Consider the following 19,102-nt stretch of genomic DNA (forward strand, 5'->3'; position numbering starts at 1 on the left):
TCATTTATCTATTATCGAAGGAGTACGTGGTATGACTATAAAACAACGCCTGATCATTTCTAACATTTTGATGATTGTCATACCTGTACTAATTTCAGCGATTATTATCGGAGCCGGACAATATTTATCTTACCAGTATTGGAAAACGAAATACGATAATGAAAGCTCTATCTACGATGTACCGGAGAAAATCACTTCTGTTGCGACAGAACTTATTCAACATCCTCAAAAGCAAAAAACAAATGAAAAACAGCAACTAGAAGATTATTTGCAAAAGCATTCAATGAGACTGACAGTGCACGATTATAATACGCGTACACCTCTGTTAAATATGGGGAAACTGACGATCGATGCTAATAATAAAATGATGACAGCGATCTGGTCTTTGAACGGAGAAGGTAGTATCTACCTTGCTGAAGAAGATGTGTATAGCAAAAAAGTAACTGTAAATGATCAGACGTATGTCATTTCGACATTTGATTCGTTTCATGAAAATGCTACAAATGATGATAGTTACTATAGCCGATATCAGATGTTAATTACGCTGTTTATGATCTTATTTGGCATTGGGATTATTGTCACTATCTTTTTTACTAATCGCTTTCTGACTTATTTTGTGTTCAAGCGAATCAGTCAACCGCTCAATACATTGGTAGCAGGTGTTCAGCAGATTCGGGATGGTAACTTAGACACACGTATTCAATATGAGAGCAAAGATGAATTTGCCGCGATCTGTCATGATTTTAATGATATGGCATTACAGTTGAAACAATCGATGCAATTGATTCAGCGTCAAGAAGAAAGCCGTAAAGAACTACTGGCTAGTATCTCACATGATCTACGCTCTCCACTCACTTCGATTCGTGCTTATTCAGAAGGGCTTCTCGATGGAGTGGCTAATACACCGGAAGCTCAACATAAGTACATTACTATGATACAGACCAAAGCAAGAGATATTGACCGGATGGTTGCCAAAATCTTTCTATTTTCCAAAATGGATCTAGGTAATTATCCATACGATCCTGAACTGCTAGATGTGAATTATGAATTAGAATCACTTGTTAAAGCAACAGCTGAAGAATATCGTAGTAAAGGTCTGTATATCACCACGTCATTTTCACATCAGAAAGCTAGAATTTTTGCAGATCAATTGCAGTTAGATAGCGTATTTACCAATATCGTCGAAAATAGCTTAAAGTACAAGCACAAAGAGCGCGGATGGGTTCATATAGAGACCAATGTAGATGATGATCAGATCACTATTTGTATCACCGACGATGGTCCCGGTGTTCCTGATCAATCATTGCCTCAACTGTTTGATTTATTTTATCGTAGTGATCCTTCGCGTAATAATCCTAATAAAGGTAGCGGGCTTGGCTTAGCGATCACTGCCAAAGCTGTGGAACGCATGGGTGGAACGATTCGGGCAATGCATGCACCTTCAGGCGGTTTGCAGATTAAGATTCAGCTTCCATTGATTAATCAGGAGGAAGTACAATGAGAAAAATACTAATTATAGAAGATGATGAAGCAATCGCATCGATTGAGCGGGATTATCTCGAAATTAATCACTTTGCAGTGGAGATAGCTGATAATGGACTTACCGGTGCAGAAAAAGCATTATCTGAACCTTATGATCTGATTTTGCTGGATCTTATGTTACCGGGTGAAGATGGATTTTCTGTATGTCGCCGTTTGCGTGAAAAGCTAGATATTCCTATTCTTATGGTTACTGCCAAGCAAGAAGATATTGATAAGATTCGCGGATTAGGGTTAGGTGCAGATGATTATATTGTCAAACCCTTTTCTCCTAATGAATTAGTAGCGCGAGTAAAGTCCAATCTAGCTCAATATGATCGGATAAAAGGAAAACCTGATCGTCATGGGAATAGTCATATTGAAATAGGTTCTTTTGTGATTAATATGCAAGCTCACCGGGTCTATCTAAACGGCAAAGAACTAGAGTTGAAGAAAAAAGAATTTGATCTGCTCCACTTTCTGATCGTGAATGCTAACAATGTATTCAGTAAAGAAACGTTATATGAGCGTATATGGGGTTTTGAATCGATTGGTGATAATGCGACTGTAGCTGTTCATATCAATCGACTACGCGAAAAAACAGAAGAAGATCCTAGTAATCCTCGCTATATTCAGACAGTATGGGGTGTAGGCTATCGCTTTCAACCTTGAATGTTATCAATCAAATGTAGTGTAGTTCATACCAAAAAGGAGCAGACATCTTCAGTGATGACTGCTCCTTTTTTTAGGTAAGAGATTTAAGATAAGCGATTTGACTTTGCAAAAATCATTATTGATTTTATTAGTAAAATTCGCGCTTCGATTCACACTTTGGATACCCAGCACGTAGACATAGAGTCTTATTTAAAATATTGACGTTCACCTGTTTGTGCAGATTTTTGTATTGCATCGATTAATTGATGTACTTTGACTGCATCTGCAAAATTCGATGTCAATGATGTTCCTTCTTGAAGATCTTGAGCAAATGCACGATACACTTGAGCGATATTTAGCACTGGAGTATCATCTCGCAGAGAATCCGGTACAGAATAATAGTCATCAGGAACTGTTAACTCTTGTAGCTCGGCATCAGCAGAATTGGCTCCTAATAATTCATGTGCTCCAAATTGAATCGTTTTAGGCGCATATAGAACAATCGTCCCTTGATCACCAAAGATTTCAAGAGTCACCCCTTTTTGATGCTTCACTCCTCCTTGAATATGAATACTCGCTGCTGCTCCATTTGTTAATTTTCCGGTAACGAGGATTTGATCATCTGTTGTTTTCTCAATCATTTGTTGAGTATCTACTAACGCTACTTGAGTGTATTGTTGTGCTGTTGTAGCGGAAAGTTCTGCAAAATCGCCAACCATATAAGTAAACGCATCTATATTATGTCCACCCACGATAGTTAGCAAATTTCCGCCAGATTTGCGATCGAACAAATAAGCAGTCGATTGATCAGCTGTACCGCCCATACCCTCCATAGATACTCTCAATTGAGCAGACAACACTTTTCCTACATATCCTTCTTTCAACAAATCTTTAACATACTTAATCGCAGGAGCTTGTCTTGCTTGTAATCCGATTGCAGTTGGAATCTGATGCTCTGCTACCCATTGTTGCATTTCAATAGCTTCTTCTGTAGTTGATCCTAAAGGCCATTCACTATAAATAGGCTTTCCAGAAGGAATACTAGCTTTGACCGCATGATAATGCTCTTTTACATTAATACTGACAACTACCATATCTACATCAGGATGTTGTACTAACTCTTCAATTTGATCAAAACCATGAGTAGCTTTAAAAGCTTCAGCACTTTTGGTTGCACTTTCTTTGTTACTTGTAGCTACGGCTGTTAACTCATACTCTTCCAAATGCTGAACTGCGGGAATATGTGTACTATTTGCCCACCCGTTATTTACTGATCCACCGATAATACCTACTTTGATCTTTTTAGTCATTTTTTCATCGCTCCATTTCGAATCATTGAATTAGTAATACCAACAAAAATAGCTTGAGATAGTATGATCTTTGATGACTTTATTACGCTTTAGAGATTTATGTTCGTATTCATATTAGAAATTATTCATAAAAAAGAGTAACTTTATAATAAGTTACTCTCCATTTGTTTCTCAGATTGTTTTTCAAAACTAATTAGTGGGCTAAATATAACATAGTGGAAATTAATGTGCAAATATAGACTCCTATATATACTGCTTATTACTTTTTAGCGTATCCCATTTTATTCATATAACTCATCATATCAGGCAGAATACTTCGTTGTAGATGATCATGAATATGATCGCTCCATCCTTTGACCGTTTTTACAGTGAAAGGCGCTCTGATCGGACGATCTTCATAGTATTTTTTCATTGTGTTATCATAAGTAGATAGTTCTTCTTTGTCTAATGGTTGGTATTTATTTTCAAATAACACCATAGATTTCGGTAAGCGTGGTTTGAGTTCTGCTTTCTCTTCTGCTGGAACACCAATACACAATCCTACTACTGGAATAACGTATTTAGGTAATTGCAAAGCTTCAGATAATTTCTCAATATTGAGTTTGACACCGCCAATATATACGCCACCAAGTCCCATAGATTCGGCTGCTGTCAACGCATTTTGCGCCATAAGTCCAGCGTCTACTAAACCAATCGTTAGAAATTCAATATATTCTATATCTACTTCAGGAGCTATTTCATGATTCCGATGAAAGTCTGAACAGAAAACCCAAAACTCGGCTGCTTGCCCGATATAAGGCTGATGACCACAAAGTTCCATTGCTTGTTGGCGAAGCTCTGGATCTGTAACCCGAATAATAGAAACAGCCTGTAACAAGCTAAATGACGATGTTTGAATAGTTGCCTGGAAAATAGCATCTAGTTGTTCCTCGGTTAATGGTTGATTAGTGTACGAACGCACCGATGAGTGGTTGTGAAGTAATTCTAATGTTTGATTCAAGTATGTTCTCTCCTTTAATATTTATTCATATGTTAGACTATTGATTAGCTTACTAACTATACCTGTTATAAAGACTCCTATGCGATCATTTGATCTATAACAGTTTGCATAATAAAATAATCATAAAGTGATATCGTGACGTTGCATAGAGGGCAATTTAGATGTACATAGTACACATAGATGTACTTAAGAATGGAGAGAAAGACGATGAGAGTGTGTAAAGACGGATTTCAAAAAGAATTTATCAATGATCAGACAGATATGTATACCATCGCTTTTACCCAAAATATTTTATCTGGACGATGGAAATATTTTATTTTGTGGTATTTAAAAGGACATACGCGCCGGTATTCAGATATCAAAGCGTTTCTAGGTGATCTTTCGCAAGGTTCTTTAAGCAAACAACTACGTGAATTAGAAAAAGATGGCGTAATTAAACGCAAAGTATATCCTGTAGTTCCACCCAAAGTCGAATATTCACTGACTGATAAAGGAACAGCGCTTATGCCTGTACTGGATGCGATGAATAGCTTTGGCAAAACGTTTGGTGAACAAGCAGATATTATACGAGAATAACTATTTTCTAGCCAAACGGTTATGATCTCTTTCTTCTATTCACTGCTCCACTATACTTGTGAAAAATCTGCAAAAATTGGAAAAGAAATAGATTATTGTTATCATAAATAAGCAACGGTTCTATTTCTTATACTATCCAATAGGAGTGATATCGAATGTTACGTATTCTAATTGTTAATTTTCCCGCAGAAGGTCATGTGAATCCAACACTTGGGATCACTCATGCTTTTACATCACGTGGCGATGAGGTTCACTATATTACGACCGAGAAGTTCAGAGATAGATTAGAAGCTGTTGGAGCGATTGTTCATGTTCATACTGATCTGCTTAGAAATGCTTCGATCCGTATAGGTAGTCCCAATGGAATAAATGAATTTTTAAACATTCATATTCAAACTTCGTTACACATTTTAGCGTTAACCGAACAGCTATCACAGACAATGCAATTTGATTTTGTATTTTATGATAAGTTCGGGGCCGGTGAATTAGTTCGAGATTTCCTGAATATTCCGGGTATTTCCTCGTCTCCATCTTTTTTGATATCTAATGATCAGATGACTAAACGAATTTTTCCAAGTCAAATGGACACTACTTCTCAGCTTTCCGAGAGTATTCAAGCTGGACTATCACTAATGAAAGAGAAATACAACGTTATGCCTAAAGAAATGGGTCAATTTATGAATAATAACGGTGATCTAAATATTGTTTATACAAGTAAATACTTTCAACGCAATGGCGATCAGTTTGGCGATGAGCATCTTTTTATTGGGCCTAGTTTTCCAAAACGTACTGAAAATACGTCATTTCCACTTCATTTTCTTAAAGATCAAAAAGTACTATACATTTCAATGGGAACCGTTCTGGATCACACCGAACAATTTTTTAATACTTGTATCGAAGCTTTTACAGACTTTAACGGTATTGTAGTTATTGCTACAGGTGAGAAAGTTGACGTTACGAAGATCAACCCAGCTCCTGAACATATCATGATTTTACCTTATGTTCCTCAGTTAGAGGTGCTACAGCATACCGATGTATTTATTACTCATGGCGGTATGAACAGTGTCAATGAAGGCATCCATTTCAATGTGCCTTTAGTCGTTTTGCCACAAGACAAAGATCAGCCAATGGTCGCTCAGCGCTTAACTGAACTGCAAGCAGGCTATCGTATTACCAAAGATCAGATCAATGTACAATCACTTCAAGAAGCGGTACAAGAAGTGTTGTCTAATCCACAATACAAAAAAGGTGTGCAGGACATTAATGAAAGCTTCCAACACACAGGCGGGCCACAAGAAGCATTAGATCGCATCGATGCTTATCTTCAAAACAGACAATTGTAAATGTCTTTTTAATCAAAAATCTATATCTGACTTAAATTGATTCTATTTAAAATAATGACCATTCTCCATATCAGTAAATAAAGATGGATGATGGTTTGTCCATCCTAATTGTGACTGTGTTAATGCACTTGAAACAACATTATCGACAGATACAAAACCACCTAACCATCCAAAATGGGCACTGGCTTGTTCTTTTTTGATACTTGATACAGGTACATTTAGATAACGACCGATTGCAGTAGCAATCTCACGAAAAGGTATTCCTTCTTCTCCGACCGCATGGAAGGTAGAACCTGCCGTAGCTTGTTCTAAAGCCAATCTAAATAGGCGTGCTACGTCTAATTGATGTACTGCTGGCCATCGATTAGCTCCGTCTTCTACATAAGCTGATACGCCCTTTTTGCGAGCAATGTTAATCAAAGTCGGTAATAAACCACTTTTATCGCCGATGCCGTGTACAAGTGGAGCTATACGAATAACAGAAGAGCGAACTCCTTGGTCTGCGAGTGTTAGCGTTGTTTTCTCTGAAATAATCCGTCCGCCTCCTACTGATTGAGGATCGGACGGATCCTTTTCGGTTGCTACATAACCAGCTTTTAGTGCCATAGTTGGAAACGCCATCACAAGTGATCGATCTTCGCCCGAAAGAGCTTTTCCAAGCGTTTCAATCGCACGTCGATCCGTTTCAGTAGCCATTGCCATAAATCTAGATCCAGCATGACGAGGGTTACCACCTAATACAATCTTTACACGTGTAGATAAGCGAGCATGCGAAAATTTATGAAAAAAAGCGGTATGGATCACTCCATCTGCATGAGCTGCTCCTTTACGTAAATCTTCGATACTCTCTACATTGCCTTGTTGCGCTTTGGCTCCAATCGCTGTAAGTTTGCGAGCGCCTTCTGCAGAACGCACCAGACCTGTTACCTCATGACCGGATTGAATTAACTCTTGAATCACCGCACTTCCTATAAAACCATTCGCTCCTGTGACAAATACTCGCATCCTATATCCTCCTCATATCATCATGTATTAGATTCCATCTCTACCTTGCTCCCCAAAACACACTCTTTCTGCTTTTAAGTTACTTGTAGTATAGATTGGATATCAGTATGACATTTGCCTATTCTGCGTAAATTCTTGCCTGATTCGCCAGAACGTCTCAAGATACAAAAAAACCTGCAAAGCTAATAGCTGCATGCAGGTTGTATACCAGCTTGAAGTGGTAACAAGTTCAGGCTGGTATTGTAATTGAGCTGTATTCATGTTTACTGGTATATGTTAACGCCATCTGTTGCGATCTCTACTAGGTGGACTACCAAAAAAACGACTGTAATCTCGACTAAATTGTGAATCACTAATATACCCGACCATCCGGCAAGCTGTAATCGCATCCATATGACCAGATAACATCAATCGTCTTGCTTCTTGCAGACGCAAAGCTTTTTGATATTGCAAAGGGCTCATAGAAGTTACTGATTTGAAATGTTCACGAAAAGAAGATTGACTCAAATGCACCATGTCTGCTAATTCAGGAATTTTTAAAGGCTGAGCAAAATGTTCATGAAGCCATCGAACCGCTTTAGCAACACGTTGTACATTAGATTCTACAAAAACAGTCTCAGCTACAAATACACCTATAGGGCTACGAAGAAGTCGTATAAAAATCTCATCTACGATAAGTGGAGCTAGCAACTCACTATCACTAGAGCTAGATAAGCAATCCACTAACCGTGCAACTGCATGTATAAATCCTAAATCGCCTGGTAGCATATATCCTGGACTTCTTTGGCTCACTTTAGGTAATCCTTGTGGGAATACTTTGGGCACCAATTCAGCAATTCGTTGCGGATTAAGATATATACCCACACCCAGAAAAGGATCAGAGGGGCTAGCTATAATAGTCTTCATCATTACCGGTAAAGCAACAGGAGCTACAAATATTGTAGAACCTCCGTACTCAAAAATCTCATTTCCAACTTCAATAACCTTTTTACCTTGTGCAGCGATACCCACTGTCGGCCAATACATCGTATGAGTATAATCTGCTTTTTCGACTTTGGAGTAACGATTAAAATATAAACCTGAAATTCGCTCAGATTCATAACTACCATCTTTATTCGCATGTATTGAGAGTAATTCTGCTAAGCGTGATGTCTCTACTTCTAGTAATTCGCGACTCTGCGTTGTAGCGTGAATATCTAACATATCCATCGTATCCAATGTCACTCCCAGATAATATGTATTTACTCAAATAGTATAATACAAAAGAAGTACGTACAAACATTATTAATGTTTATACGTACTTCTTTATTTATGAATATGATCGAAAATCTTTTATTTCGTTGTACCTTGACCTAATGTCACTTTAAAAACATTTCCTGCTTGTCCGCCAAACACAATCAATCCGTTTTCAGGCAGAACAGCAGATTTTTTAGAAGTGATAATAGAAGATTCTACAACGTTGCCTTTGGCATCATAGACAACAAAGCTTGCATTGTTTGGATAATCTACGTTTATTGTTTTGCCTGCTGTATTTTTATTAATTTTGAACCATTTGACATGTCCATTAGAAGCGATCGTGATTGTAGACGATTTGTCTTTGGATAAAGGTGAGATCGCATCTTCTGGGATATATAGTTGTTTGCTTGTTTTTAGATATTCGACCTTATTTTGTTTTACAAATTCAAAATCAAATGTGTCTCTGCCTGTCATAACAGGAATTTGAGCTACATTGACGGCATGATTCTGATCGATAATTTTGTCTCCATTAACATAGCCATTGCTTGCATCTACAGCTAGCGTTTTGGTCAAAATCGATGGCGCTATATAAAAGGCAGAATTAATCTTTTCATCTACCGCATAATAACGTTTACCATCCCGTGCTTTCCATGCTTGTTGTACCGCAGTTGATACTTTATTTTTACTTAATTTTTGGTATTCATAAAAGACCATTGCGGCTTGTCCCAATCCAGGGAAACTTACCGTTGTATTGACTTTAATATACGTTTTTCCATTGGTCTGTTTGTCAAAGCTTATAATAGTACTTCCATCTTTACTGGTAAATTGTTGTTTACCTGTATACACATACGTCTGAGCAGGTATAATTCCACCTAATATATCAGGTAATTCCATTGTTCCATTTTTGAGTTCCAATTGAATTGTTTTGTCTAATGTGCCATACAATCCAGCATATTGTTTCATTTCAGCTGGCATATTTACTTGCACAGCAGGTTTGAATGTTTGATCAGGTAATATCTTTTTAATTTTGCCTTGATCTTTCAATTCTTCTAACAATAATTGCGTTGCTAACTGCGTATTATATAAAGAAGATCCTCCTGCGGACACAACTGCGGCAGACATATCATAGCCGGGCAAAGAAATCAGATCGGCATGATACATTATAGTATCTCCACCTTTAGATAATGCTTTGATACCATAGTCGCTAAAAGGCGCTAAATTGACAGCATCCCAACCCAAGCCATAATTGGTTGTATTTCTTTCTTCAGGCACCCAGATTCCATTGCGATATTCGTCTTTTTGCATCGCTTGAGCAGATTTCTCGGATAAGAGTTCTGGCTTATTGCCCATCAACACATCACCAAATGTCGCTAATTCTTCTGCTGTAGAATAGATACCGCCTGTACCGAGTATATTCGCATTTTCTACAGGCAATGCACTTTCGATTCCTGGAAAGTACGTTTTGGATAGTTGTTTACGATCGAACTGGTCTAACGGTGTATGCGTAGATTTGAATTTCATCGGATCACTAATACGTGTTTTGACAAATTCAGAATAGCTCATTCCGCTAACTCGTTCTACTAACACCTCAAGTAACTGAAAACTATCGTTACTATAGACAGAAAATGCGCCTGGATCGGCTTTGAGATGTTCGGTTTGTAATTCTTTTAGCAAGTTATCATAGTTCTGAGTATCATTATCGTCAAATAAAATACTGTTATGATAATGAGATCCGTATAATCCTGAAGAATGATTTAGCAAAGTACGAGGTGTGATTTTAGTATAACGCTCGTCTGCCATTTTAAAATCAGGAATATACGTAGTTAACGGTTGATCAATATCTATTTTACCTGCATCCACCAGCATCATCACTGCTGAAGAAACATACATTTTACTGACAGAACCTATTCCAAACATCGTATCCGGTGTGATTTGTTCTTTGGTCGCTTGGTTCTTGATACCTGCATGACCGGATAAAATCACTTTGCCATGATCAACGATAGCATATTGGACAGCACTTGCTCCGTAATCTGTAACGACTGTCGTTGCCCATTGCTTCGCTTTTTCTTCTGGAGATAGATTGGAATGACTTTCCTGTGCAAAAGATGAAGTCATCGGTACAACGGTTAATACAGCAGCTAATAGTAAGCTTCCTATCTTTTTCATTATATAATTCCTCCCTTGAACGTGTTCAAATATAATCACTATCTGCATCTTACATGGAAATAGTCGAATCCTCTTCAAAAAGGGCTGAAACGAAAAAAACAATCCCTCAACGACATGAGAGATTGTTGGTTGTGTACTTTTTTTATTGAAAAGGAAGAATAACCATATTATTAAAAACTTGGTGTTTTCGTTCGATTGTCATATTCCCACCGTATTTGTTACAGATTCGATCAATATTCGTCAGCCCGATTCCATGAAACTCTGGATTGGATTTTTGGCTTTGCACCTGCCCTGCACCTTGTACCATATGATTCAAAATATGAATAGAAAGGTGAGAATCCGTCGATTGGATCTTGATCAATATATAACGATCTTCAGCGATATTGATCTTTTTGGAAGCTTCAAGAGCATTGTCTAACATATTGCCTAGCACTACACAGAGATCATACCGTTCAATCTGGATATGTTGAGAATACAGTTGCAGTTGTGTATCGATCTGAATGCCATTGGCTTGACCGATATTAAGCGCATTGGTCACTAACGCATCTACAACCAGATTGCCTGTATTCACTCGCTGATAAGCATCTTCAACCTTATTTAGCGTCGTATGGATATGTTTTTTAGCTTCATATAACTCATTTTTTTCGATACATTGTTCGATATACAAAAATTGTTGATGGGTATCATGAATAATTCGCTTAATCTGCTTAAAGCTATGAACAGTTTTCTCATAATTCGCATCTTGATAATCCATCTGATCTTGCAATTGTATATTTTCGTGCATCAATTGAAATTTCTCGATCATATTATCTAATATATAAATAATAAACACATTCAAAAAAAGAAAACTAAAAATCGAGATAAAGTAATATACATTCCTTTCACTATACATTGATAGAACATTGACCTGATAAATACTAATCGCCGGGATCGTAAGGAAAAGTAGATAATATCGATAATGCAAAGGAAAACTTCTACGCTTCACAATAAATCGAATAATCAGAATAATCACAAACATGATTAAGCAACTTAGCAGTATGCTTTTGGATAAAATAACATACTCTTCTATAGCCACAGGATTAGAAGTTCCTAGATCTGTAGCATTAAATGGATACAAAATGTACAGTGAAATAAAATTAACTAATGTGAGCAAAACTGCGTACAAAATCGAAAAAACAATCTTCTTCTTTAGTTCAGTCTGGTAAGGAATCGATAATACAAAAATAACGATCAAAGCTAACACTGAAGAAAATACAGAAGATGTATATGAATTTAAATAAAAGAAATCAAGCACACCAAATAAGATCAAATACACCCAATGATTAGAACCGCGGTGTCCTTTGCCAAAAACAGCATTGAAATAAAAATTAATTTGAAATCCCATCACCAGTACAATACAAGCATTCAGCAATAATAGTTGAGTTTCCATCTATTCATACATACCTGTAATCATAAATTTGGTATACACGTCTTTAACTTCTTTTACTTTGGAACGTCCAATCGGTAACTCTACTCCATTAGACATTAGAACCATGCCTCCTGCAAACTTTTTAACATGAAGCAAGTTGATAATAATCGATCGATGAATTTGTAAAAAATGATATTGTTTTAATGCAGTAGCATAGTTAGAAATAATGCCTTTAGTTGTGTGAGTCTGCTGAAGAGTGACAACATGCAGTTTGTTTTTCATCGTTAAACTTTTGACAGCTTCAATCGAAATAATATCGTCGTATTTCAATACAACTTCTTCATAATCCGATTTGATAATCAAAATTCGTTTATCTAACGACTGAAAATACTGACAAACTTTGAGGATCTTTTCTTCAAACGTAGACACAGCAATCGGCTTGAGTAAATACTGAAAAGTTACTACATCAAAGCTTTCGATCATATAATCTGGATAGCTGGTAAGAAACACAATTTGTTCATCCAGATGTTTGAGGTCTCTAATCTTCTGAGCTGTCTGGATTCCGTTAATACCGCCCATTTCTATATCCAAAATCAAAATATGAAAAGGTTGTTGGTTATTCTCATAATAAGAAACTAATGATTCACCAGATTCAAAATAGTCGATCTCAAAATCGATACTGGTTTTCATAGATAATGTTATCAACATATGTTGGACAAGTTTTCTTTGCTGCTGATCATCATCGCAGATCGCCACTCTATACGTCATTCATCAATACTCCATTTCTATCTTTTGATCCTTTTTTTCTATCATCAATTGATTGTATTCGACAAGTTCTTGCTCTAGCTGAAGAATACTTTGTAATTTGCTCCAGATTCGCTCTACCATTTGTTGCCGCTTTTCGCCTTCTACATACTGGCTTTTTAGTGCCATGTTAGAGACTAATTTCCAGCGTTGTGCTACATATTGATACTTTTCGATCAACCGTTTTAACGATAGATCATAAGATATACCTTGCTCTAGAAAATAAGTGAATAAATATCGATTATTGCTCATTCGAGATAGATCTTGATACATCTGCTCTACATATTCATCTGTCAGCACAGTGATATCTGATAAACAGTTATGAATATGATCAATATACCGATCCAGTGCTTGTAATCCAGTATAAGCATTGCTTACAGGTTGTCCGTGATCTGTTGTAATCATATGCAAATACTTACTTTGCATAACGTTCAGATTCATTTGGATTACATCGTGAATATCTTTTTCGGTTACTTCTATAGTTGCTTGAGTACTATCCACCACATTATAGACATAATGAGTTCCTTCTTCAATCATTTCTGTCTGTCTAAGATCAAGCGCATTGATTAATGTCTTTTCATCAATCGTATCTTTGAGATGATAAAATTCATCAATAAATTCAAATCGTTCATCTGCATACCCTACCAATAACAAACAATGAGCAAAGTGATGTAGTTGATACAACGAATTGTATTTCATATCAAAAACATCCAGCCAGACAATAACAGGCTCTCCTTGAATAAGTAGTTGCTTGATATGTTGTACGACTGCTGTTTTATCATTTTTACGATAAATCTGAAGCTTAATTCCATGGATCCATTGTAAATCATTTTCGGTAGCCATATAGATTGGAGATAATCGACCTTGCCCTCCTTCTTTGGGTTCCGTGTAAACGATCCCACATTGTTTCCAGACACTACAAAACTCGGGTACATTTTGATAGGCTAGAATACTGCTCACACATAAGGTAAAACAATCTTCACCGTCTTTAGGTTCAGGTCGTGGCTGCATATTCATGTTTATTCTCCTTTTTGTAATGTTATCGAGAATATATGCATACAAGGATTATCCGGCAATACGATCCTGTTCATATGAAGAGGATGTTCAAATGATAACGTTTGCAACCAGATCGTTGTCTGTTTGCTTGTTAAGAGTGCTCCCTTTTGGGTGTAAATGCCACTACAGCGATACACTACTTGTTCTTGATATTTAGGCATATGATCTGTCCAATTAGTCAAAGCGAGAGATGTCTGCTCTACCAACGTATCATTCAAATAGTATTCAATATCTTCTTCATAAGATCCATTATCCGCCGCACCTAAAATAAACATAGCTGTATAATAGTCGGCTGGAATATCCAATTGTTGATTTTCCAATTCGATATTATTAAAAGTTGATTGAGCATCAGGAAATAAAAATGGAATCTCTTCGATAATTACATCTGTTTGGTTAGGTATTTCATCTCCAGGATAGGACGAACCGAATGTCGTAAAATTGCCGATTCGTTGTTCTAATTCATAACTAAATCCGTTGTTATTGTAATAATTAGCTAAAGGTAATGGATAATACTTTGTCAATCAAATCACCTCTATAATATTTTATTTTATGTAATTATATTCCAATTAATTCGAATATTACGTTATTTTATAGCGATAGTCAATCTTATCGTTATCTCATCATCTAGTTCAATCTAGCACAGCAAAAAAAGGAGTACAGCAACATAGCTATACTCCTTTTTTACTTGGTATATAGGTTTAATTAAGATTGTTTAACAAGGCGAGACATCGCGTTGATCATACCAGAATGTGAACTTTCATGCATAGTGTTCAATTCCAATAGATTGCCAACTGTTTCTGCTTTGGCAAAGTTTTCTTTATTCGCAACAGGTTCATTTGTCTGACCTGCAAACGTTTCACGTAACGATTGTGTTTGTTTTGCAAATACATCAAGTAACTCTTCCCATGCGGGTGCTTCAGTTGTCCAGTCCGCAGGCTTGGTTCCTGGTCCAAAAAAGGTTCTGTACTCCGCAGGTATTTGAGACGCGTGACCAGCGAACCCAAGTACAATTGCATCTGCGATAACAATAACATGTCCCAGTTGCCAGTGAATATTATTATTAAATCCGGTTGGAACAAGGGAACGTTGTTCTGGAGTCAACTCCGCCGTATAGCCAAGAATACTTTTACGTGTTCTTTCAAATAATCCAAATATAAATAAGTCTGACATGTTGATCCTCCTAATAAAATCTAATGTAGTCTTAGTTCGATGCAATCTGAAATAAAATGAACCTTTACAAGTCTAACTTTATTTCATTTTAAATTCAACTTTTCTATATATAAAATCAACAAAAAAGCTACAAATAAACAGTAAATGTAAGCGAAATCAAGCATGTGTGACCTCAGTGATCCAGACTCCATTTTACAGTCCGAAAACAAACTTTACTCCCCTTTAACTTTTGAAAAGATAGGTTTATTATATAGACATCACCAAGAGGTGCTGAACCACATAAGCAACAAACAAGCATCAATCAGGTGATAGTCTCATTTCCGTATTAGTAGTTAAGATCTACAGGAAGGGAGCAGGATTCCGTTGGAAAATGTTAGCGAAGTATACTAGAATCGATAACACGCAAGAAAAGCGTCAGTGAAAACGTTTTTCGTGAGATCGTGGGTATACGGGAAATCATTAGCGACATGAGTATGGATGGAAGCCGGATCGATTTAATGAAGTTCTCCAAAACTTGAAGATTGGAGGAACGGATATCGCTATCTCCTTTACGTAAAGTTTGGAGGTAAGGCGAACAAAGTATTACAGTAATTATCAAATAAGTATAACAATTAGTACAAACGATTATTGAAATGGTGAAGACCTAATAATCGGCAACATGGAAAATATGAAAGTATGTGCCATGTCACGCAGGAGGATTGTTTCAGGAGGAAAAAGTTAATTGTATATTCAAAATAACACGTAAAACCCCACACTCTTGATATTCAAGGATGCGGGGTTTTATGTGTTGTATAGCTGTTTATTTCGGAATAGCTACTGTTGTATCTTTATTTGCTTCTACTCAGCTTAGATTAAAAATGCGTTTTAATGCTTCTGCACCTTGTAGTACGCCTGCTTTGGCTTTATCAATTTGAGGCATACTCATAAATCCATGAATCATACCTTCGTAACACATATATTCTACAGCTACGCCTTGTTCTTGCAACTTTTTGGCATAGGCTGCTCCACCGTCTCGCAACGGATCGTATTCAGCAGTAATAATCATCGCTGGTGGCAAATCGCTCAAGTCTTCATATAATATCGGTGCCGCATATACATGCTGACTTTCTTCTTCTGTATTAAAGTAATGTTTGCGGAACCACTCCATCATATCGGCTGTTAACAAATACCCTTTTTGATTATCACGATACGAATCTGTTTCTTTCTCATTCCCAACAGAAGGATAATATAACAGTTGATATTGAATAGCAGGTACTCCGCCTCTTTGCTTCGCAATAATACAAGCGATAGTAGCTAGATTACCTCCTGCACTATCTCCGCCTACTGCAATCTGCATCGGATCTATCTGAAATTCTGCTGCATGTTCTGTCAGATACACTAATGCATCATAAGCATCCCATACAGCGGTCGGAAATTTGTATTCAGGTGCTAAGCGGTAATCGACAGAAATCACAGTACAACTGGATTCGTGAGCAATCTGGCGACACATCTCATCATGAGAATCCAGACTTCCTACAACCCATCCACCACCATGATAAAAGACAAGCGCCGGACGCGGACCTTCCTCTGCGGTTGGTCGATAGATCCGAATAGCAATATCTCGATCTTTTAAAGGAATCGTTTGATCTTTTATTTCAAAAAGTTCTGTTTTATTTGTCGCAAACGGTAACGTCATCATCTTTTCCATATCACGATAGTCTGATGGAGAAATAGTCTCAAAGGGAGGCATCTGAAATTGATTAATCATATTCAATAATTGTTGAATTTGCGGATCGACAGGCATAATGAATTACATCCTTTCTTTCGCTCTTTATAGTTGACCTATGCTCAAAGATTGATTCCCCAACTACAGCGATAATGAAACCTTTATCCTCGATACTGCAATCTATGTAAAAAAAGCCAGACCACCTTGTAAAGTGATCTGGCTCACATCCAAAAACATTTTCGATATCTTACGATCATGGAGACAATATTTCGATTCCAACATCAATAAGTCGAATATCATTGAGTAATTGCACTTCAATTTTGGCTCTACCTTTACGTTTATCAATTTTACGTATAATCGCTTCTTTTCCCATAAGAGGGCCTGAGATCACCTGAACATTTTCATCCAATACCATAATATCAGAATAACCAATAATATGATTTTGTCCAAACAGTTGAAGTAACCAATTCATTTGATTTTCAGGAATTTTGGTAAAGTACTCTTTCGTATTCGCTGTAGTACAAGAAGAACTACCTACTAAATAGTACACATGAGGCGTTGTTTTGATCGAATGATACACATCTTGAATCATATTCGTTTTTACAAAAATATAACCAGGAAATAATACTTTCACTTCATCTTTGACAATACCTTGACGTTTCTCAGGTATTATCCTTTTGGGTATCATGCATTTGAGTTGCTTGTCGTCATAATGTCGGTCTATGTGCTTTTTAATATAGTCTTCTTTACCGGTTTGGACGAAAAATGTATACCAACTCATAATGCCTCCTCAATAAAATGAATTTTAAATCAGAACATTAATTACATATTAAACCATTTTTATTATACAAAAGTAAATAAAAATAAGAAAGGATTTCATTTCAATTGGTTAGTAGTAATTTTTTATGCAAAAAAAAGAACCTATGTACTTTGTCCAAGTTCCACAGGTAAGTTTTTTAGACTATAAATATTGCTATAGGCAACATCAACTTGATAATTAGGACTTACTTTCATGTTGGGATACTTTTGTATCAGAGCAGTCAACGCTGCTTTTAACTCAATGCGAGCTAATTGAGATCCCAAACAAACATGGATGCCTTTACCGAATGAAAGATGTTTATTATTGCGTCGATTAGCAATAAATAATTCTGCTTGTTCAAAATGATCTTCATCCCGGTTCGCTGATCCGATCCAATTTGCGATATAATCACCGGCTTTTAGTGATTTCCCACCGATCACTGTATCTTGTGATACTTTACGAATTGTACGTTGAACCGGCGCACGATATCGCAATACTTCTTCCACTGTGGTTGGAATAAGTTCTGGTTGTGTATGCAATGTCCCGAACAAATTGTTTTGATTGAGAGAATAAATCGAGTTAGTGATCAGACTGGTTGTAGTTTCATTACCTGCAATCAGCAAAAAGACACAACTACCCATCAATTCTTCAGGAGATAGCCTGTATCCATTTTCTTCTGCTTGAATAAGATCCGAAATAATATCTTGTTCTGGTTGAGCACGCTTGACCTCTATAATATGCTGGAAATAAACGATTAATTGCTTACTGGCTTCTGCTTGAATCTGTCCAATACGCATATATTCTTCAATCGTATTATCTTGCGGAGCTACAGTAAGTGTACTCACCCATGCTCTGAACTTCTCAAGATCTTCTGTAGGAATACCAAGCAATTCTGAAATAATAATCATCGGCAGAGGGAAAGCAAAATCTTGCACGATATCGATATGCTGTTTACCATCAATAGCATTCATCAATTCAGCGATAATTTGATCGATTTTGGGAATCCAGGACATTACAGCTTTTGGTGTAAACGCTCGATTAATTAATGCCCGGTTAAGTGTATGCTTGGGTTGATCGAGTCCCATTAATGAATCTTTGATAATATCTGGCAGTAAAACAGCATTTGAGAAATAATCTTTGTCTTCAGCGACCCTTTTTACATCGTCATACTTAAATACATTCCATACATCTTGTCCTTCATCATAATATACCGGTTCATTTTTTCGCATTTGTTGATACCATGCAAAAGGTTCGTATTTCTCTTCATTAGTTGTAAAACCAGACACTTGAGTTAAGTCAGGAAAATACTCTCTTGTTTTGTTCTCCATTGCAATTCCTCCTAAAATTCTTTT

At 36.8% G+C, this 19,102-nt stretch carries 17 protein-coding genes; 4 read left to right on the plus strand and 13 right to left on the minus strand.

The features are described from left to right. The first annotated feature begins 31 nt into the window (after window positions 1–31). Window positions 32–1,501 carry a sensor histidine kinase gene (locus PQ460_RS12735; protein WP_274170010.1) on the plus strand — a complete coding sequence of 490 codons (1,470 nt, stop codon included), beginning with the start codon at window positions 32–34 and terminating at the stop codon, window positions 1,499–1,501. Next, window positions 1,498–2,190, plus strand: a complete 693-nt coding sequence (locus tag PQ460_RS12740; RefSeq protein WP_274170011.1) for a response regulator transcription factor — start codon at window positions 1,498–1,500, stop codon at window positions 2,188–2,190. The genes PQ460_RS12735 and PQ460_RS12740 overlap by 4 nt, the downstream gene beginning before the upstream one ends. Window positions 2,191–2,378: 188 nt before the next feature. On the opposite strand, the gene PQ460_RS12745 is transcribed toward PQ460_RS12740, so the two are convergent. Then, window positions 2,379–3,482: a Gfo/Idh/MocA family protein gene (locus PQ460_RS12745; protein WP_274170012.1), complete on the minus strand. Its 1,104-nt coding sequence runs from the start codon at window positions 3,480–3,482 to the stop codon at window positions 2,379–2,381. 259 nt (window positions 3,483–3,741) lie between these two features. Further along, window positions 3,742–4,482: an oxygen-insensitive NADPH nitroreductase gene (gene nfsA / locus PQ460_RS12750; protein WP_273616163.1), complete on the minus strand. Its 741-nt coding sequence runs from the start codon at window positions 4,480–4,482 to the stop codon at window positions 3,742–3,744. Window positions 4,483–4,689: 207 nt separating this feature from the next. Between nfsA and PQ460_RS12755 the strand changes: the two genes are divergently transcribed. Together PQ460_RS12755 and PQ460_RS12760 are read left to right on the plus strand one after the other, a co-directional pair. Beyond that, window positions 4,690–5,058, plus strand: coding sequence for a winged helix-turn-helix transcriptional regulator (locus tag PQ460_RS12755; protein ID WP_274170013.1), 369 nt, complete (start codon window positions 4,690–4,692; stop codon window positions 5,056–5,058). A gap of 155 nt (window positions 5,059–5,213) precedes the next feature. Further along, window positions 5,214–6,401: a macrolide family glycosyltransferase gene (locus tag PQ460_RS12760; RefSeq protein ID WP_274170014.1), complete on the plus strand. Its 1,188-nt coding sequence runs from the start codon at window positions 5,214–5,216 to the stop codon at window positions 6,399–6,401. A 42-nt stretch (window positions 6,402–6,443) separates the two neighbouring features. Here PQ460_RS12760 and PQ460_RS12765 read toward each other — a convergent pair whose 3' ends face one another. The 11 genes from PQ460_RS12765 to PQ460_RS12815 all read right to left on the minus strand — a co-directional run bounded on the left by PQ460_RS12765 (window position 6,444) and on the right by PQ460_RS12815 (window position 19,078). After that, window positions 6,444–7,406 (minus strand): SDR family oxidoreductase, encoded by a 963-nt coding sequence (locus PQ460_RS12765; protein WP_274170015.1) that lies wholly within the window; start codon window positions 7,404–7,406, stop codon window positions 6,444–6,446. Between the two features lie 276 nt (window positions 7,407–7,682). Further along, entirely contained in the window at window positions 7,683–8,615 is a 933-nt protein-coding gene (locus tag PQ460_RS12770; protein WP_274172934.1) for an AraC family transcriptional regulator, read from the minus strand. Window positions 8,616–8,738: 123 nt separating this feature from the next. Next, entirely contained in the window at window positions 8,739–10,808 is a 2,070-nt protein-coding gene (locus PQ460_RS12775) for a serine hydrolase domain-containing protein (protein WP_274170016.1), read from the minus strand. A gap of 142 nt (window positions 10,809–10,950) precedes the next feature. Beyond that, on the minus strand, window positions 10,951–12,237 hold the full coding sequence (locus PQ460_RS12780) for an ATP-binding protein (protein ID WP_274170017.1): 1,287 nt from the start codon (window positions 12,235–12,237) through the stop codon (window positions 10,951–10,953). After that, a complete protein-coding gene (locus tag PQ460_RS12785) occupies window positions 12,238–12,984 on the minus strand; it encodes a LytR/AlgR family response regulator transcription factor (protein ID WP_274170018.1) in 747 nt (248 codons plus the stop codon). Window positions 12,985–12,987: 3 nt separating this feature from the next. Continuing rightward, complete coding sequence (locus PQ460_RS12790; protein ID WP_274170019.1) at window positions 12,988–14,037, minus strand: BtrH N-terminal domain-containing protein; 1,050 nt, start codon at window positions 14,035–14,037, stop codon at window positions 12,988–12,990. Window positions 14,038–14,039: 2 nt separating this feature from the next. Further along, window positions 14,040–14,597, minus strand: a complete 558-nt coding sequence (locus tag PQ460_RS12795) for a hypothetical protein (protein WP_274170020.1) — start codon at window positions 14,595–14,597, stop codon at window positions 14,040–14,042. A 181-nt stretch (window positions 14,598–14,778) separates the two neighbouring features. Beyond that, window positions 14,779–15,246 carry a DinB family protein gene (locus PQ460_RS12800; protein WP_274170021.1) on the minus strand — a complete coding sequence of 156 codons (468 nt, stop codon included), beginning with the start codon at window positions 15,244–15,246 and terminating at the stop codon, window positions 14,779–14,781. 841 nt (window positions 15,247–16,087) lie between these two features. Beyond that, the gene (locus PQ460_RS12805) at window positions 16,088–17,029 is read right to left on the minus strand and encodes an alpha/beta hydrolase (protein ID WP_274170022.1); all 942 of its coding nucleotides are present in this window, start codon (window positions 17,027–17,029) and stop codon (window positions 16,088–16,090) included. 175 nt (window positions 17,030–17,204) lie between these two features. After that, window positions 17,205–17,732, minus strand: coding sequence for an antiterminator LoaP (loaP, locus tag PQ460_RS12810; RefSeq protein WP_274170023.1), 528 nt, complete (start codon window positions 17,730–17,732; stop codon window positions 17,205–17,207). A gap of 140 nt (window positions 17,733–17,872) precedes the next feature. Further along, on the minus strand, window positions 17,873–19,078 hold the full coding sequence (locus PQ460_RS12815; RefSeq protein WP_274170024.1) for a cytochrome P450: 1,206 nt from the start codon (window positions 19,076–19,078) through the stop codon (window positions 17,873–17,875). Window positions 19,079–19,102: the final 24 nt, after the last annotated feature.

The organism is Paenibacillus sp. KACC 21273 (assembly GCF_028736095.1).
GTDB classification, from domain to species: domain Bacteria; phylum Bacillota; class Bacilli; order Paenibacillales; family Paenibacillaceae; genus Saccharibacillus; species Saccharibacillus kyungheensis.

Coding starts and splice junctions, on each gene's coding strand:
- PQ460_RS12735 (WP_274170010.1), top strand. CDS start 32: ATGACTATAAAACAACGCCTGATCATTTCTAACATTTTGATGATTGTC.
- PQ460_RS12740 (WP_274170011.1), top strand. CDS start 1,498: ATGAGAAAAATACTAATTATAGAAGATGATGAAGCAATCGCATCGATT.
- PQ460_RS12745 (WP_274170012.1), bottom strand. CDS start 3,482: ATGACTAAAAAGATCAAAGTAGGTATTATCGGTGGATCAGTAAATAAC.
- PQ460_RS12755 (WP_274170013.1), top strand. CDS start 4,690: ATGAGAGTGTGTAAAGACGGATTTCAAAAAGAATTTATCAATGATCAG.
- PQ460_RS12760 (WP_274170014.1), top strand. CDS start 5,214: ATGTTACGTATTCTAATTGTTAATTTTCCCGCAGAAGGTCATGTGAAT.
- PQ460_RS12765 (WP_274170015.1), bottom strand. CDS start 7,406: ATGCGAGTATTTGTCACAGGAGCGAATGGTTTTATAGGAAGTGCGGTG.
- PQ460_RS12770 (WP_274172934.1), bottom strand. CDS start 8,615: ATGGATATGTTAGATATTCACGCTACAACGCAGAGTCGCGAATTACTA.
- PQ460_RS12775 (WP_274170016.1), bottom strand. CDS start 10,808: ATGAAAAAGATAGGAAGCTTACTATTAGCTGCTGTATTAACCGTTGTA.
- PQ460_RS12780 (WP_274170017.1), bottom strand. CDS start 12,237: ATGGAAACTCAACTATTATTGCTGAATGCTTGTATTGTACTGGTGATG.
- PQ460_RS12785 (WP_274170018.1), bottom strand. CDS start 12,984: ATGACGTATAGAGTGGCGATCTGCGATGATGATCAGCAGCAAAGAAAA.
- PQ460_RS12790 (WP_274170019.1), bottom strand. CDS start 14,037: ATGAATATGCAGCCACGACCTGAACCTAAAGACGGTGAAGATTGTTTT.
- PQ460_RS12800 (WP_274170021.1), bottom strand. CDS start 15,246: ATGTCAGACTTATTTATATTTGGATTATTTGAAAGAACACGTAAAAGT.
- PQ460_RS12805 (WP_274170022.1), bottom strand. CDS start 17,029: ATGCCTGTCGATCCGCAAATTCAACAATTATTGAATATGATTAATCAA.
- loaP (WP_274170023.1), bottom strand. CDS start 17,732: ATGAGTTGGTATACATTTTTCGTCCAAACCGGTAAAGAAGACTATATT.
- PQ460_RS12815 (WP_274170024.1), bottom strand. CDS start 19,078: ATGGAGAACAAAACAAGAGAGTATTTTCCTGACTTAACTCAAGTGTCT.